Annotated in this window: 20 protein-coding genes; 1 reads left to right on the top strand and 19 read right to left on the bottom strand. The window is 40.9% G+C overall.

What is annotated here, in order from left to right; all coding sequences use genetic code 11:
• Positions 1 to 29 precede the first annotated feature (29 nt).
• The 8 genes from KXJ59_RS12685 to KXJ59_RS12720 all read right to left on the bottom strand — a co-directional run bounded on the left by KXJ59_RS12685 (position 30) and on the right by KXJ59_RS12720 (position 6,122).
• Positions 30 to 320 carry a transcriptional regulator gene (locus KXJ59_RS12685; RefSeq protein WP_295205180.1) on the bottom strand — a complete coding sequence of 97 codons (291 nt, stop codon included), beginning with the start codon at positions 318 to 320 and terminating at the stop codon, positions 30 to 32.
• Positions 313 to 999: a hypothetical protein gene (locus KXJ59_RS12690; protein ID WP_295205183.1), complete on the bottom strand. Its 687-nt coding sequence runs from the start codon at positions 997 to 999 to the stop codon at positions 313 to 315. The genes KXJ59_RS12685 and KXJ59_RS12690 overlap by 8 nt, the downstream gene beginning before the upstream one ends.
• 3 nt (positions 1,000 to 1,002) lie before the next feature.
• Positions 1,003 to 1,614 carry a hypothetical protein gene (locus KXJ59_RS12695; protein WP_295205186.1) on the bottom strand — a complete coding sequence of 204 codons (612 nt, stop codon included), beginning with the start codon at positions 1,612 to 1,614 and terminating at the stop codon, positions 1,003 to 1,005.
• Between the two features lie 5 nt (positions 1,615 to 1,619).
• The gene (locus tag KXJ59_RS12700) at positions 1,620 to 2,285 is read right to left on the bottom strand and encodes a hypothetical protein (RefSeq protein ID WP_295205188.1); all 666 of its coding nucleotides are present in this window, start codon (positions 2,283 to 2,285) and stop codon (positions 1,620 to 1,622) included.
• Positions 2,286 to 2,333: 48 nt separating this feature from the next.
• On the bottom strand, positions 2,334 to 2,960 hold the full coding sequence (locus KXJ59_RS12705; RefSeq protein WP_295205190.1) for a hypothetical protein: 627 nt from the start codon (positions 2,958 to 2,960) through the stop codon (positions 2,334 to 2,336).
• A gap of 101 nt (positions 2,961 to 3,061) precedes the next feature.
• Complete coding sequence (locus KXJ59_RS12710) at positions 3,062 to 3,328, bottom strand: 2TM domain-containing protein (RefSeq protein WP_295205192.1); 267 nt, start codon at positions 3,326 to 3,328, stop codon at positions 3,062 to 3,064.
• Positions 3,329 to 3,408: 80 nt separating this feature from the next.
• A complete protein-coding gene (locus tag KXJ59_RS12715; RefSeq protein ID WP_295205193.1) occupies positions 3,409 to 5,613 on the bottom strand; it encodes a TonB-dependent receptor in 2,205 nt (734 codons plus the stop codon).
• Positions 5,614 to 5,798: 185 nt separating this feature from the next.
• On the bottom strand, positions 5,799 to 6,122 hold the full coding sequence (locus tag KXJ59_RS12720) for a helix-turn-helix domain-containing protein (RefSeq protein WP_295205196.1): 324 nt from the start codon (positions 6,120 to 6,122) through the stop codon (positions 5,799 to 5,801).
• A 112-nt stretch (positions 6,123 to 6,234) separates the two neighbouring features.
• On the opposite strand from KXJ59_RS12720, the gene KXJ59_RS12725 reads away from it, so the two are divergent.
• Positions 6,235 to 7,080, top strand: a complete 846-nt coding sequence (locus KXJ59_RS12725; protein ID WP_295205199.1) for a pirin family protein — start codon at positions 6,235 to 6,237, stop codon at positions 7,078 to 7,080.
• A 54-nt stretch (positions 7,081 to 7,134) separates the two neighbouring features.
• Here KXJ59_RS12725 and KXJ59_RS12730 read toward each other — a convergent pair whose 3' ends face one another.
• From KXJ59_RS12730 to KXJ59_RS12780, 11 genes are all read right to left on the bottom strand, one after another.
• Positions 7,135 to 7,509, bottom strand: coding sequence for a hypothetical protein (locus KXJ59_RS12730; RefSeq protein WP_295205202.1), 375 nt, complete (start codon positions 7,507 to 7,509; stop codon positions 7,135 to 7,137).
• Positions 7,510 to 7,532: 23 nt separating this feature from the next.
• Positions 7,533 to 7,880 carry a YciI family protein gene (locus KXJ59_RS12735; protein WP_295205205.1) on the bottom strand — a complete coding sequence of 116 codons (348 nt, stop codon included), beginning with the start codon at positions 7,878 to 7,880 and terminating at the stop codon, positions 7,533 to 7,535.
• A gap of 81 nt (positions 7,881 to 7,961) precedes the next feature.
• Complete coding sequence (locus KXJ59_RS12740) at positions 7,962 to 8,531, bottom strand: Crp/Fnr family transcriptional regulator (protein ID WP_295205208.1); 570 nt, start codon at positions 8,529 to 8,531, stop codon at positions 7,962 to 7,964.
• 135 nt (positions 8,532 to 8,666) lie between these two features.
• Positions 8,667 to 10,244: a F0F1 ATP synthase subunit alpha gene (gene atpA, locus KXJ59_RS12745; RefSeq protein WP_295205211.1), complete on the bottom strand. Its 1,578-nt coding sequence runs from the start codon at positions 10,242 to 10,244 to the stop codon at positions 8,667 to 8,669.
• A gap of 35 nt (positions 10,245 to 10,279) precedes the next feature.
• The gene (atpH, locus tag KXJ59_RS12750; protein ID WP_295205213.1) at positions 10,280 to 10,843 is read right to left on the bottom strand and encodes an ATP synthase F1 subunit delta; all 564 of its coding nucleotides are present in this window, start codon (positions 10,841 to 10,843) and stop codon (positions 10,280 to 10,282) included.
• A 109-nt stretch (positions 10,844 to 10,952) separates the two neighbouring features.
• Entirely contained in the window at positions 10,953 to 11,462 is a 510-nt protein-coding gene (gene atpF, locus KXJ59_RS12755; protein ID WP_295205216.1) for a F0F1 ATP synthase subunit B, read from the bottom strand.
• A 94-nt stretch (positions 11,463 to 11,556) separates the two neighbouring features.
• On the bottom strand, positions 11,557 to 11,769 hold the full coding sequence (gene atpE / locus KXJ59_RS12760) for an ATP synthase F0 subunit C (RefSeq protein ID WP_026768996.1): 213 nt from the start codon (positions 11,767 to 11,769) through the stop codon (positions 11,557 to 11,559).
• A 36-nt stretch (positions 11,770 to 11,805) separates the two neighbouring features.
• Entirely contained in the window at positions 11,806 to 12,903 is a 1,098-nt protein-coding gene (atpB, locus tag KXJ59_RS12765; protein WP_295205219.1) for a F0F1 ATP synthase subunit A, read from the bottom strand.
• Between the two features lie 80 nt (positions 12,904 to 12,983).
• Complete coding sequence (locus tag KXJ59_RS12770; RefSeq protein WP_295205222.1) at positions 12,984 to 13,397, bottom strand: hypothetical protein; 414 nt, start codon at positions 13,395 to 13,397, stop codon at positions 12,984 to 12,986.
• Between the two features lie 91 nt (positions 13,398 to 13,488).
• A complete protein-coding gene (locus KXJ59_RS12775; RefSeq protein ID WP_295205224.1) occupies positions 13,489 to 13,710 on the bottom strand; it encodes a hypothetical protein in 222 nt (73 codons plus the stop codon).
• Between the two features lie 11 nt (positions 13,711 to 13,721).
• Positions 13,722 to 15,545 (bottom strand): ABC transporter ATP-binding protein, encoded by a 1,824-nt coding sequence (locus tag KXJ59_RS12780; RefSeq protein WP_295205226.1) that lies wholly within the window; start codon positions 15,543 to 15,545, stop codon positions 13,722 to 13,724.
• Between the last annotated feature and the right edge of the window lie 38 nt (positions 15,546 to 15,583).

The following is a 15,583-nucleotide window of genomic DNA, read 5'->3' on the forward strand; positions in this document are numbered from 1 at the left end:
CTGACATCCGAGATCCTACATCCGACTCCTCACCCCCCTACTTTCAGGTACTGTTGCAAAGCCTGTACATAGGCTTCAAATGCCTCTATGCCTTTGGGGGTGATCTTACAGGTTGTTTGGGGATAATTGTCTTTAAACTGTTTAGTTACTTCAATATAACCAGCATCCTTCAGTTTCTGGACCTGCACGCTCAGGTTACCTGCTGTAGCATTGGTTTTTTCGCGGATAAAAGTGAATTCCGCTTCTTTTACACCAATAAGCAGGCTTACGACGGCCAGTCGTAATTGTGAATGTAATATGGGATCCAGTTCTTTAAACATGCTTTCGCTGTTGGGCCAGGTATTTTCTTCTTAAAATAATGCCGGGAATAAACCAGCAGATGATGGCTGCCGCACCACCCAGCAACCAGTCGTATTCTGAGCGGGTAAAACAGGAGCAGATAAATAATCCATAAGCAATAATAGCACCGAATAACATGGGTTTAAACTGTTTTACAATACCTGTTACCAATGTAGGAAAGGCATAAAGCAGTATGAATAAAGAATAGAAACTGGGCGGAAAAGGTTTTAGTATCTCATCGGGTTTACTGCCATCGAGGTAATTTTTTGTCATTTGCCAGCCTTCCTGTTGAATGATATCAGCCGTTACACCTGGTACAATTGATTGGTAAAAGTTCAAACCAAATATGCTGATACCAAAAACAAGCCATACGGTATTGAGGGCGTCATCTTCATATTTTTTTACCTGTGTTGATCGTTTTTCCCGTACCGATATAACGATCTGTGGTATAATGGCCGCCAGTACAATCAACCAGATATCAAATCCTATATTAAAATCGTAAGTCCTTTGGAAATAAGTCAAAAAAGATGCAATAGCCACCACTGTACCCCATAGCAGTGAACCGATACCTGTTTCATGGTAGCTGCCTTTGGCCTTGCGGATCATATTGGTAATGAGGTCCAGGCTTTCCTGTTCCGTCATTTTTTTTTCATCTGCCATGATTTATTGCTTTTTGGTATTATGTCTGATTCGTAATAAATGGCCGGGTATGATATAACTAATCAATATCGCCAACGCACCAATCAGTAACTGGTTGGCGAAATTAAACTTAATAGATACGGCAGCAAGGATAAAATTTAGTATTCCACCGATTACCAATGGCCGGAACCTGATGAGTTTACCACTCACGAAAGTGCCGATACCATACATGAGTATATAGTAGGTAAAAGCAGTTTTCCAGGCGTCTGAGATAACATTAATAAATACCATTACAAAAAAAGCCATCCCTATGGCAATCCAGAGAAAGCCCAATGCTTCTTCAATATAGGTTGTTGATTTTCTCTTTCTGGCCTGTCTTGTGCTATAAACTGCTGAAACGATACCGCCCAATGGCATGGTCAACCATACAAAACTATGATATGGGTATTTGAAGCAAACCATCAGTACATATTCCACCACACAGCATACAAAAACCAGCCATCCCCAAAACAGTAAATAAAAACTGTCTACAGCAACAGCATCTTTTGTTTTGCTGATCATGGATTTAATCAACTGAAAACTTTCTTCGGGAGAAAAATCTTTTCCCTGTTCGTTATCTTGTACTTGTTCAGACATGGCAGTTATTTTTGGGTAGACACAACATATTTCCGGATAAACTGGGTAATAAAGATACTACCAATTACACTGGGTAATAACCATAATATCCACTGCATTTCAATCTGTACGTTTACTACCAGGAATGCAGTGTATGAGGCAATCATGGCGCCCATCATACGAACTATATGACTGTACATCCATGAGGTTTTGATAGTGGTACGACCCATAAATAGTTTTGCATCGAGCAGCACATAACTCAAACAGATGCCACCAAAAACACCCGGTACAATACTAAACATATAACCATTCAATAATCCTTTTACAGATTGTATCAGCAGGAAAATGGCAAACAACAATCCGAAAACAGTAATCAGGTAATCAGTTAACGGGATTTTTACAGGTATCGTCTTGAATTTACGTTTTAAAATAACAATCCTGTACCCGGTAAGAATCATGTATAATGTAAAGCCCCCTACAGCAAAAAGAAAAAGGTTTTCATGACCGGGAATCCGGCTCAATACCAATGCACTGAGCGATGCAGTGAGCATGCCCCAAAAGAAAACAATACCCGATAACAGATGTGGCTTTGATCCTTTCTTTACTGATGCGGCAATGGTACCGGCAATTAACCCGGTACCACCACCTGCAATATGAAGCATCAATAAAACTGAAAACAATTGATCCATCATTTAAAGTTATTGGAACAGTTGTGTAGTTCCATGAGTTTACAAATCAAATTACTGACAGGCAGCTAACAATTGTGTAGCCTGATCTTTACCCCATGTGGGATGTATAGGAGATGCTGGTTTAAAACTCCCAAACAGTTCCACTGCTTTTTCAAATAATTTTTTTGCCACAGCCTTACCTCCGCCAAATGCTTCCGGTGTGTTCATCAGTGTTTGTCCATCCAGCAAGTAAATTCTTGGATTGGCAGCATCTATTTTCCTGGCTTCTGCGAGGGCGTTACCGGCTTCTGTGCCATAAGTCTGCCAGCGCGACATAGGATCAACCGTCATTTGCTGAATGGCAATCATTTGACGCATGCAATAGGTTTCTGCATTTCTTTCGAGGGCCTCTGCTTTGCTTAACAGATCCTTACTTTTTTCCGCTACTTTATCTTTATCGGCTTTAGGGTTCATCCAGCCTGTTAAATGATTGGCATAAGCAGCGTAATAATAAGGCAGCCATTTATCTTTTTCTGCATCTGCAATTCTTTCAAAAAAAGCCGATGCCGCTGCCATGTCTTCCACAGATTTTACGGCAGCAAATTGCTCCAGCCCTTTTTGCATACCTGTTTCATACTTAGTTTGCGCCACTAACTGACCGGCAAATAACATTGATAAAATAATGATGATTTGTTTCATACAATTGATTTTTGATTTTTTGATCTTTGATTTCTTGTGCAAAAGACTCCTTTTGAGATTTCTCTCTTGCAGCTTATTTCTTATTTCTTGTTCCTTATTCCTTATTTCCTGTTCTTCAACTTCTCATACTCATTCGCAGCACTCAAAAATTTACTGCCATGGTATGCGTGAAAATACTGGAAGGCAAGTCCAACACCCCATCCTAATATTGGCCAGATGGGCCAGAAATAGGGGTGGTCTCCTGGAGAGAAAAACCAAATCCCTACAAGGAATGTATTTACTACAAAATAGCTGAATACCCCCCATTTAAAACCGGCTCTTGCTTTTGCAATCTGCCAGAGTTCTTCATCGCGTTGTTCGTTGTTCATAAAATTTATTTTTTATTTTTTGATCTTTGTCCAAAGGACTCCTTCGGAGGTTTCTCGATTTCTTTCTTGCAGCTTGTAGCCTATAAATTGTTATTAATTGCATCCTGTCTCCTGTCTACACCCCAGCTCAGGAAAACACCGAGAAAGAAAAACTGTGGTGCAGGTGGCGTAATGGCTTCTTTTCTTGCGCCATTATAAGAATAGTTATAGCCAAATACCTGTTTGCTATTCAGCACATTGGTTACTGAACCTACTATTACCGCATACGCTTTTCCTAAAGAAGTGAGGTAGTTAAAACTGAAACCCAGGTTATGATAATCCATGGTTTTTCCCTGGTCGGCGATTATAAATTGTGCACCACTCTGCTGCAGGTTGTAATAAGGCCGGCCTGTTGCATAGGAGTAGGTGAAGTTGAATCCTGTATTGATTTTGCTGATAAAACGTTTCATCACAAATGATGCTGTATGATTGGCCGCAAATGTGGGTTGCAGTTCTTTAGGGTAATTGAGGAAATCGCGCTTGGTATCGAGATAAGAATAACTCACCCAATAATCGAGGCCTTTGAATGTTTTTTTATCTCTCCAGAACAATTCAATTCCTTTTGCATCACCTGCACCTGCATTGTTCATAACCGGATAGGTTTTAACCAGACCATCATACTTTTTATAGAATGCCTCAATTCTAAAGGTTTGCAATGTGGTATTCTTGATATAGTTGGCGATATAGTGTGTTGCTTTTGAATAACCGAAATTGGTTGTGCTATACAGATATGTGTTTTCCGGCTTCTGATAAAACTCACCATAAGCAACACTCATCTGCGCACCTTTACCTGTTTTATAGGCCAGCGACAAACGAGGTGCGATATTGGCTTTGTTGATCAATGATGAATGTTCAAAACGAGCACCTACTTTAGCAGCCAGGTCATTGGTTATATAAAGATCAGCTTCAGAAAATAAGGCTTTGAAATGATCGGGTAAGAGCGCTTTAAAATTATTGAACGTGCTTCTGTTATAGAAATACATGTATTCACCACCAAAACGTATTACACTGATCCCACTTAAACGTTTATCAAATACAGCTTTTACCTGCGACAAATCGGAACGGGTATTGATGTTGAAATTGCTGTTATCGATCCAGGGCTGACCCGTTGTTACTTTCTGGTTCTGCTGGTTTTGAATTTGCTGATCAATTTTATTTACATCGATGCTGTAACCCAGTCCCAGATTCATTTTCCAGCCATTACCCAGGTTATCTCTCCAGCTCAGGTTATGGTACCAGTTAAGGTTATTCAGGCCAAATGCATTTTTAAGGGTGGGGTCATCGATATTGGCCCTGCGTAAACCAAGATCACTTGAGCCAAAAGTGCTGTAGTATTTTACCATACCACCTGTTTTGGTTTTGGTGCGGAAGTTCAGGTCGGCTGTATGAAAGTCAGGCATTCTGAAATATTCCGGTTGTTGTTTTACAATACCGAAGTACGCAGCCAGGTTAGTGTAACCATAATTACCACCCCATGACGATTTTTTATCTTTCGCTACTTTCTGCAGACCAGCACCCAGCAACAATGCAGATATGGACGCAGAAACTTCTGAACGATCGGGTATATCAATACTCTCCATGATAAGTGCTGAAGAAAGTGCCTGGCCATATAAAGCTGAATAACCACCTGTACTAAAAATGGTTCCTTTAAATAAAGCTGGTGCAAAACGACCCCTTGATGCGATATCGGGAACACTTGCCAAAAAAGGATTATTCACCAGTGTTCCATCAATAAATTGTTTGGCTTCATAACCGGCGCCACCGCGAACAAATAAACCTTCCTGTTCACCCACCTGTTGTGCACCGGGTAATGTTTTTACCACGGCCGAGATATCGGCATTGGCACCACCCGTTGTATATACATCCAATGAACTCAATACGGTGGCTGCTTTTTTCTTATCGCCTGCTTCAAAACTTCCGGCGGTAACGGTTACTGCTTTTAATTCGCTGATTTCTTCTTTCAACACAAAATCAATACTGATGATTGTGGTGTCGATAGTAACTTCCTGTTCTACCGTTTTATTACCCATATTGGTAGCCACAACCACCTGTTTGCCCTTCTCATAGGTTTTAAAAGAGAAATGACCCGTTGAATCTGATACGCCGCCATCATATGATCCTTTTACCACGATATTGGCGCCTGCGAGTATGCGTCCTTTATGATCTTTCACAGAACCCGTGATTTTTACCTGCGCCCCAGCCAGAAAGGGTACCAGTATCAGCAGGGCTATTATGCTTTTTTTCATTGCTCGTTGTTTTGACAGAGCAAACATAGAATAGTTTATTTTATAAACCAAATTATAAATGAAACTTTTCTATAAAAAATTAACTTATTGATTATCAACACTATAAAGAATAAAGAAGCTTTCTAATGATACAGATGAGGGAGAGATCACTCCTGGTAATTGTAAATGGTATGGTAAAATAAAAGCTAAATATGCTCAGCTGCCCATTTCTGTATCGCGGAAAATACAGGTTTAAGGTTTTTTCCCATTGCTGTTAAACTGTATTCAACCGTAGGTGGTACAGTAGCGTAAGCTTTCCGTTTAATAATACCGTTGGCCTCCAAAGACTTTAATTCTTTTACCAGCATTCTTGTGTTGATACCTTCGATGGCTCTTTCCAGTTCTTTAAACCGCTTGGTACCATCCATCAGGGTATAGAGAATGGCAAAAGCCCATTTACCCCCAATAAGATCAAGTGTACTTCTGACCGGGCAGGCATTTTCTTTCTTAACGATTTTTTTACTTTTCACAACACATTGTTTTACAATAACACTTTACAAGATGTTACTACTGTACATAAGTGTAACTACTTGCAAATGTAAAGCAACGCACAGATATTTGCTTTCTATAACGATAAAACAAATGATGAAACATCGTATTAAACAGGTTACAGCCAATACACAATTGAATTTCTCACCCGATTTCCCGGGATTACAGGGTGTGAACATCATGGCAAAAGATTACCCGATTGAACCCTTTCTGGTATTTACAGAATTTAATATGGACAGACCTGTTTTCGGTCCTCATCCACATGCAGGTATTTCAGTAATGACTTATATGCTTCCGGATAGTCAGGGAAGCTTTATCAACCGCGACAGCAATGGTGATTTCAGCACAATTGAACCGGGCGGTTTACATATTACCCAGGCCGGCAGTGGAATTCATCATGATGAATTTCCTTCCATAAAAGGTATAACCACTCATGGTTTTCAGATATGGGTGAATCATACTGAAAACCAACGCATGATATCGCCAAAAGCCATGCACGCAAGCGCGGCTGATATACCTGAACTGGAAACAGATGATTATACCATTCGCGTAATACATGGCAGTTTTGGGGCATTGTCTTCACCAAATCGCATGGTAACAGATGTAACACTTTTACATATTTCTCTCAAGCCAGGGAAAAGAATTGAATTGGCCTCTGCACAAATGGCTTTTGTATATGGATTAAAGGGAAGCGGTACAACGGCCAATCAGGCTATTAACGGACAAAGACTGATCAATTATGATACAGAAGGTGATATTGTAGAAATAAACGCAGACAATGATGGCCTGGAATTTATGTTTGCAACAGGCATTCCCTTACAGGAAAGCATTACTTATGGCGGTCCATTTGTGATGACTACGGCTGCTCAGATGCAAGAAACCAGAAAACGTTATGCAGAAGGTAAAATGGGCCATCTTGAACCTTATACAAGCGACTAATATGACTTCATAAAAACACTACCAGTTCATGCGGGCTGGTAGTGTTTCACTTCTTTAATTCGCAGCAAGAAAGCGATCTTTTGCAAATGCTTTTGCATACATGAGTAAGGCACCGATTACCATGATATTGCGGAAAATATTCAACATATCGTTGGTATTGTCTGCAGCACGCGGAATATGAATAAAAAATATCGTCAGTAAAACATACAATGCCATAAGCATTGAAGCAAGCTGGTCGTATTTTCCGATCAGGCAACTAACGATAAAAGCTGTTACCAATATTCCGGTAACATAATTCAGCAATACTCTCGCCGGGAAAAAAGAGGGTATCATTTCGGCACCCGCTTGTGGCAGGCCGAAATGTAAGCCTGTATATAACAGGAATGACAGAATAAATAACCATCGTCCTGCGGCTAATATATTTCGCATAAAATAGTTTTGATGGTTAGGTATTATATTTCGAAAGGCATTACAGGACGGATTTCAACACTACCATTTTCATATTTCAGGATTGGGCAGGTTGCAGACCATTCTTTCACCTCTTCTAAACTGTCTGCTTTACAAAGCAGGTATCCGGTAAGCAAAATGTTTCCCTGAATAAAGGGTCCTTGCTGTATCCCCTTTTTTGTGACTACCGTTCCGTCGAATTCAATCGGCTGGCTGGATACAAGTTTCCCTTGCATGGCAATATTACCAATCCATTGTTGCCACTTAGGCATATCATCGAGCATATCATCGGGTGAAGTGATATACTTTCCATTACCGGATTGGTTGTAGAACAATAACAGGTACTCTTTCATAATTGTAATTTTTTGATGAATGATTTGACCTTACAAAAATGAAAAAACGAGTACGCAGGACTCTTGATAAATGTCAAGACTTTATAATTTCCCTTTTAAACGGGTATAGGTTTCGGCTGAAATACCGAGATAAGAGGCGATCATTTTACTGGATAATCTCGTAAAGAGTTTAGGCTGATTATCCATCATCCATCGCAGACGTTCCAGTGCATCCATTGAAACAAATGTATTAATTCGATAAATCGAATTAGCGTAAGACAATTCAAGTATCTGTCTGTACATCTTTTCAAACTGTGGAAAGCGAATGGATAGTTCCATAAAATGCTCTCGGCTGATGGCCAATACCTGCGAAGCTTCAATGGAACGAAAAAATTCTTTTGATGGTACCTGTTGCAGAAAACTATTGATTTCCATCAACCATTGTTCTTCAAAAATAAAATCGCGTGTAGTTTCATTCCCGGCTGCATCAATTGTAAAAACCTGTACAGCCCCACTTACTATAAAATAACAGGAGCGACATAATTCACCTTCGCGCAGCAGGTATTCATTACGCTTCAGTTTCATTGGTTTGAAGTAGCTGATTACTTCTTCCAGTCCACCTGTATCATTCCCAAGTTTAGAGCGGATATGTTGTTCCAGAATCTGGTGCATATAAGGTAATTAGCATTAATTACAGGCTCCTGAAGTACAGCTTCAAAATATTAAATCTGTACGAAGCGGTTATGGCAACAACAAAAAGCCCCCGGAATTGTTCCGGGGGCTCCTATATTATCAAAGCTATTTCGCTTATTTATACTGAGGCATCAGGCTTTTTGCCAGTTCAGTCATTTTATTGACACCATCTTCTGGCAGGTTACCTTTTTTAAACTCAGCCAGTACATCAGGCAGTTTGTTCTCCATTTCCATCAGGAAATGTGCTTCAAACTCTTTCACTTTCTTTACCGCTACTTCACGCAAGAGACCCTGCGTACCGAGGTAAATAATCGCTACCTGTTTTTCTACTGAGAATGGTGAGTACTGAGCTTGTTTCAGAATTTCTACGTTACGGGCACCTTTATCGAGTACCATTTTAGTAGCAGCATCGAGGTCACCACCGAATTTAGAGAAAGCTTCCATTTCACGATACAGGGCCTGATCGAGTTTCAGTGTACCCGAAACTTTTTTCATGGATTTAATCTGCGCATTACCACCCACACGGCTTACAGAGATACCCACGTTAATTGCAGGACGGATACCTGCATTAAACAGGTTACCTTCTAAGAATATCTGTCCATCGGTAATCGAGATTACGTTGGTTGGGATATAGGCAGATACGTCGCCAGCCTGTGTTTCAATGATTGGCAATGCAGTGAGCGAACCACCACCTTTTACAAGGTGTTTGATTGACTCTGGTAAATCGTTCATATTCTTAGCCACATCATCATTGGCAATTACTTTCGCTGCGCGCTCCAGCAAACGGCTGTGCAGGTAGAATACGTCACCTGGATAAGCTTCACGTCCGGGAGGTCTTCTCAACAACAGAGAAACCTCACGGTAAGCAACCGCCTGTTTTGATAAATCATCATAGATGATTAGTGCAGGGCGACCGGTATCACGGAAAAATTCCCCAATAGCAGCGCCGGCAAATGGCGCGTAGAACTGCTGTGGAGCTGGATCTGATGCAGAAGCAGATACGATGGTAGTATAAGCCATTGCACCATTATCAGCCAAAGTCTTCATTACACCGGCAACGGTAGAAGCTTTTTGTCCGATGGCTACATAAATACAATAAACAGGTTTACCTGCATCATAAAATTCTTTCTGGTTGATAATGGTATCCACACAGATGGCTGTTTTACCAGTCTGCCGGTCACCAATTACCAGCTCACGCTGTCCACGACCTACGGGAATCATTGCATCAATAGCTTTGATACCAGTTTGTAATGGTTCTTTTACAGGCTCACGGTAAATTACACCTGGTGCTTTACGCTCCAGTGGCATTTCATAAAGGTCGCCGGTGATTGGGCCTTTACCATCAATGGCTTCACCCAAAGTATTGATTACACGGCCAACAACGCCCTCACCAACTTTGATAGAGGCAATTTTACCGGTTCTTTTTACTTTGGCGCCTTCTTTAATATCGCCGCTTTCGCCCATGAGTACCACACCCACATTATCTTCTTCCAGGTTAAGGGCAATGGCTTTTACACCACTTTCAAATTCTACCAGTTCACCACTGCGTACGCCGTTCAGGCCATACACACGGGCGATACCGTCACCTACCTGTAATACGGTTCCCACTTCTTCCAGATCGGCCGATACATTGAAATTGCTGAGCTGCTGTCTCAGTATCGCTGATATTTCATCGGGTTTAATGTCCACCATGATGTATTCTGTTTATTGATGATTTGTGATTGTTATTATCGTAACTGCTGAACATATAAATTCTGCAGGAACTGTTTTTTAATGTCTTTCAGGTCGCGCAAAATACTTGCATCAACCAGGTTATTATTGAATTCAAGAACAAAACCACCAATCAGGCTCTCATCTGTTTTGATTTCGAGTTCGATATTGGCAAAGTTTTTTTCCGCTTTTACTTTCTGTTCTATAGACTGTTTCAGCTCTTCACTTACAGGAATAGCTGTGGTAAGTAATACCTTATGAATGCCTTTGATAGCATTGTATTGATCAATAAATGCTTCTGCTATTTCCGGCAAATCGCTTTCACGACCTTTTTTCACCAACAGGTTATTAAAAGCAGCAGTGAGCTCTCCTACTTTTCCGTTGGTTACAGCTGTAATGATACTGTTCTTCTGATCGGCTTTAATTACCGGACTTTTCAACAGGTTTACAAAATCTCTGCTGCTCCTGCAAACAGCCTGCAGGTATTTCATATCGGTATACACGGACTCAAGCTGACCTTTTTCTGTAGCCAGGTCAACCAGACTTTTCGCATACCTTCCTGCTAAACGTGGATTCTGCATTTATAATCAATTTGAAAATTTGGAAATTTGGAAATTTGGATATGAGTGTGGATGAAGAAATAAGGATTGAATTATCATTTCCAAATTTCCAAATTCACTCATTTCCAAATTAATTCAGCTTCACTCCATCAGCCAGTTGCTTAATATAGCTTTCCTGTTCTGATTTGTTGGCCAGTTCTCTGCGTAATACTTTTTCTGCCACTTCTACCACTAATGAGCCTACCTGATTTTTAACATCGGTAAGTGCTGCGTTTTTCTGCTGGTTAATCGCAACCTGCGCATCAGACACAATCCTGTCGTATTCGCTTTTGGCTTTATCTTTTGCATCGGCTACCATTTTATCGGCAGTTTCCTTTGCTTCTTTAATCATCGTTGCTCTTTCCTCACGGGCTTTTGCCAGCAATGCTTCATTTTCACTCTGCATGGCTGCAATATCAGCCTTCATTTTGTCGGCTTTGCTCAGTGCATCTTCAATACCCTGCTCACGATCGTGAATGGCTTTCAGCATGGGTTTCCACGCAAAAGCACGCAATACGAAGAAGAGTACAATAAATGCAATGGTATTCCAGAATACAAGTCCGATGTCGGGTAATACCAGCGGGTTTATTTCTAATAACATAAACTAAGTTTATAACTGCGTTTCAAAATTCTTCCTGAAAATTATACGGACCCTTCCGCCCTTTGCATGGGGTCCGTATAAAAAGTTGAACGGATTATCCGTTACCCAACAGGGCAACTACCACCGCAAACAGGGCAACCGCCTCTACGAAAGCCGCAGCAACGATCATGTTTGCACGGATGTCGTTAGCAGCTTCTGGCTGACGTGCAATACCTTCTACTGCACCTTTACCAATCTGACCGATACCGATACCGGCACCGATAGCAGCTAAACCAGCGCCGATTGCGGCAACACTTCCTACTACCATTGTTTTATGTTTTAATTGTGAGTGAAAAAAGTTTTATTAATGATGCGCTGCTTCATGGTGATGCTCTTCTGTAGCCATACCAATATACATGGCGCTCAACATGGTAAAGATGTATGCCTGCAGGAAAGCCACAAGCAATTCAATCAATCCGATGAACACCGCAAAAGGCACAGCAATAGCAGATGCAAACACAGTTTTAAATATGAAGATCAGGCAGATTAAGCTCAGTACAAGGATGTGACCCGCTGTAATGTTCGCAAACAATCGGATCATCAGTGAAATGGGTTTGGTAAATACCCCAATCAATTCAATAGGAGCCAGGAACAGTTTCATGCTCCAGTGCATACCAGGCATCCAGAAAATATGTTGCCAGTAACTTTTGTTTCCATTCAGGTTTACCACAATAAACACAAACACAGCCAGGGTCATGGTAAAGGCGATATTACCACTCACATTGGCTCCACCCGGGAAGAAAGGAATCAATCCCAAAAAGTTATTGATTAAGATCAGGAAGAAAATCGTGAGCAGGAAAGGCATGTACTTAGCGTACTTATGACCGATATTGGGTTTTGCCACTTCATCGCGTACAAAAAGAACAATTGGCTCCATAAATGACTGTAAGCCTTTTGGCGCAGATTTTACCCCTCTCTTTCGGTAAGCACCGCCAACCGTAAGGAATACCAGCAAAAGAATGGCGATGGAAACAAATAAAGAGGCCACATTTTTCGTGATAGAGAAATCCCAGACTTTAGCTGATAATGTTTGATCAACCGTACCATCAGCATTCACCACTTTTACTTTCCCTTCAATGGTTTTGTAGTTGTAGTTACCGGCATAAACTGCAGGTTCATGATGTTCATCCATCAGTTTGGCAGAAGAAAATACCTCCAGTCCTTTATCGGAATACAGGATTACCGGTAAAGGCAGGGTGGTATGACCCCATAAATGCCAGCTATGGTCGTCTTTAATGTGTTCGAGAATGGTTTCAGTGACATCAAACTCCTTTGCAGCATGACCTTCACCAGCGGTGTTACCACCCTGGGGATTATCGTTGGCATAGGAAACAGTAGAAAACAGCAATATAAAAAGGCTGAAAGTCGCTACCAGTAAAGATTTTACGCTCATGCGGGCCATACCTGTCTCGAAATTTGCGGCAAAGATAGGGGTAAAGGGGGTGAAAACAGTAAATGATTCAAGAGAAAATCAGGAAAAAATCAGTTGCCCGTTTTACCTTCTTTTTCTTTGAGTTTTTTGATTTCTTCAAGTTGTATAACATCCATCTGGTCTATAGGGCGATTTACAGCTTTCTTATTGGCAATCAAGTGATTAATATGCAAGAATGGTACTTTTACACCTTCCAGGGTAACAAATGCTGCCATTTCATAGCACTCCACAAACGATGCATCTTCCAGCCCTTTCATGGAAGTCATAATATCAAGTTCTACCCCAGCTGCATAAAAGGTGGTCCAGCCTCGAACAAACTCCATTGTTTCCAACGATTCTATGTCGCCATAACCCAATTCCCTGAAAGAGGCTCTCAATCTTTTTCGATTCTCTAGCGTATCCTCTATCCACATGTCAACATCTTCCGTAACCCGATTGTATCCATAAAAGAATGTGGCTAACACCCTACCATAATATACCTTACCTGATGTTCATTCAAGCTGCGCCAAAAGGCTATGAATTCCTCATCAAGCATGTCCATAAAAATCCGTTAGATTATGATTTTTCAGCGGGGTAAGTAACAATGCCTCTTTTTAAAGTAGCATTCCTCTGTAACATTTTTGTAAAAGCCTGTAATTTTTCTATATCGGATCTGAAAACCAGATCGGCTAATTTCTCTTCGGGTGATTTTGAAACAAAGCCATATACAGGCTGTGATTCCTGAACAGAATCTTTGCCTGGCACTTCATCATTATTTATTTGTTTTCCGCTATTCATGGCCATTGATTTTAGACCAATACAGTTTTCTTTTTCTCAAACTGCATCTCATGCAATTTAGCATAAAATCCGCCCATTAACAAGAGTTCTTCATGGCTACCCATCTCTTTTATTTCACCCTTATCTAACACTATAATCTTATCCGCTTTGCGTATGGTAGACAGTCTGTGAGCTATAACAATAGATGTTCTGCCTGAGATGAGTTGATCGATCGCTTTTTCAATCAGCATCTCACTTTCTGTATCAATTGATGAAGTGGCTTCATCGAGAATAAGGATGGATGGATTATACAGTAATGCACGTATAAAAGATAATAACTGTCGCTGCCCTAAACTCAGCGTACTCCCTCTTTCCATAACATTGTAATCGTAACCACTCGGGAGTTGCATAATAAAATCGTGCACCCCAATCATTTTTGCCGCCTGCACCACCTGTTCTTTGGTAATAGCCGGATTACGCAGTGTAATATTATCCATCACAGAACCGGAGAAAAGAAATACATCCTGTAGTACTACACCCATACTTTTTCTCAACCTGTCGATATCATAAGTATTAATATTTACACCATCGATCCTTATTTCTCCCTGCTGAACCTGGTATAACCTGTTTAATAAACTGATCACTGATGTTTTTCCACTGCCTGTATGCCCAACCAATGCCACTGTTTCACCAGCTTTTACCTTAAAACTGATATTTTTCAATACATATTGTTCATCTGTATAGGCAAATGAAACATGATCCAGTTCTATATCGCCTCTGATATGGTCGGGTTGATGGGTACCATGATCTGCTGCTGTAATTTCATCTGGGTTATCCATTACTTTGAATACCCTTTCTGCAGCCACCATACCCATTTGTAATACATTGAATTTATCGGCGATTACCCGAAGCGGACGAAATATCTGGTTGAGGTAGAGAATAAAAGCCATCAACAAACCCGGACTCGTAGCATCGGGTTTTCCGGCGATCCACCATACGAGTAAACCGGTGCTGAGGGCCAGCACCACTTCCACTACAGGAAAGAAAACAGAATAAGCGAAAATGGCTTTGATATTCGCATTCCGGTGTTCTGCATTAATTTTTTTAAACTTATTCATTTCCCGGTCTTCCGCTGCAAATGCCTGCACCACCTGCATACCGGTAATATGTTCCTGTACAAAAGCATTCAGGCTGGCCACCGCATTTCTTACACTGATAAAACTTTTGTTGACACTTTCCTTGAAATAATAAGTAGCAATAATCATGATGGGAAACGGCGCCAGACAGATCAAAGTTAACTGCCAGTTTTCCCAGAACATGACACCAAGCGTTACCACGATTACGAGAATGTCGGCAATGATAGGAATAAGTCCGTCTGAAAAAATATCATTGATCCTTTCTATATCATCAATGGTTCGGGTGGTTAAAGTACCGATAGGTGTTTTATCGAACTGGCGGAGGTTTAACCCCAGTATCTTCCTGTAAGTAGCTATCCGCATATCTTTCACTACATGCTGCCCCATGGAAGCTGTAATAAAACTGAATACAAAACGAATACCTGTTTCTATAAAAAGAAATACAATCTGAAAGAGCGTAACCGAAATGATAAAACGGCTGGCATCAGACAAATCGGTGTTGAATAACAGCGTATCCAGCCAGCCAGGTATCAATATGCTTTTTCCTGTGGCTTTATCAACCGTTAGCTGGATTAAATAGGGTCTTACAGGTGCAAATACCGCCATCAATACCGCCAGCATGATGCTGAGGTAGAAACTGGTCCGGTAGGGTTTTACAAACTGGAATACCCTTGACAATAAGGAAAAATCGAAGACTTTCTTTTTACTCGTTTCGGTCATGACAGGTGCCAAAGTTAACAACTAAGCCGGGGTGGTGG

The sequence above is a fragment of the Sediminibacterium sp. genome (assembly GCF_019264485.1).
GTDB lineage: Bacteria > Bacteroidota > Bacteroidia > Chitinophagales > Chitinophagaceae > Sediminibacterium.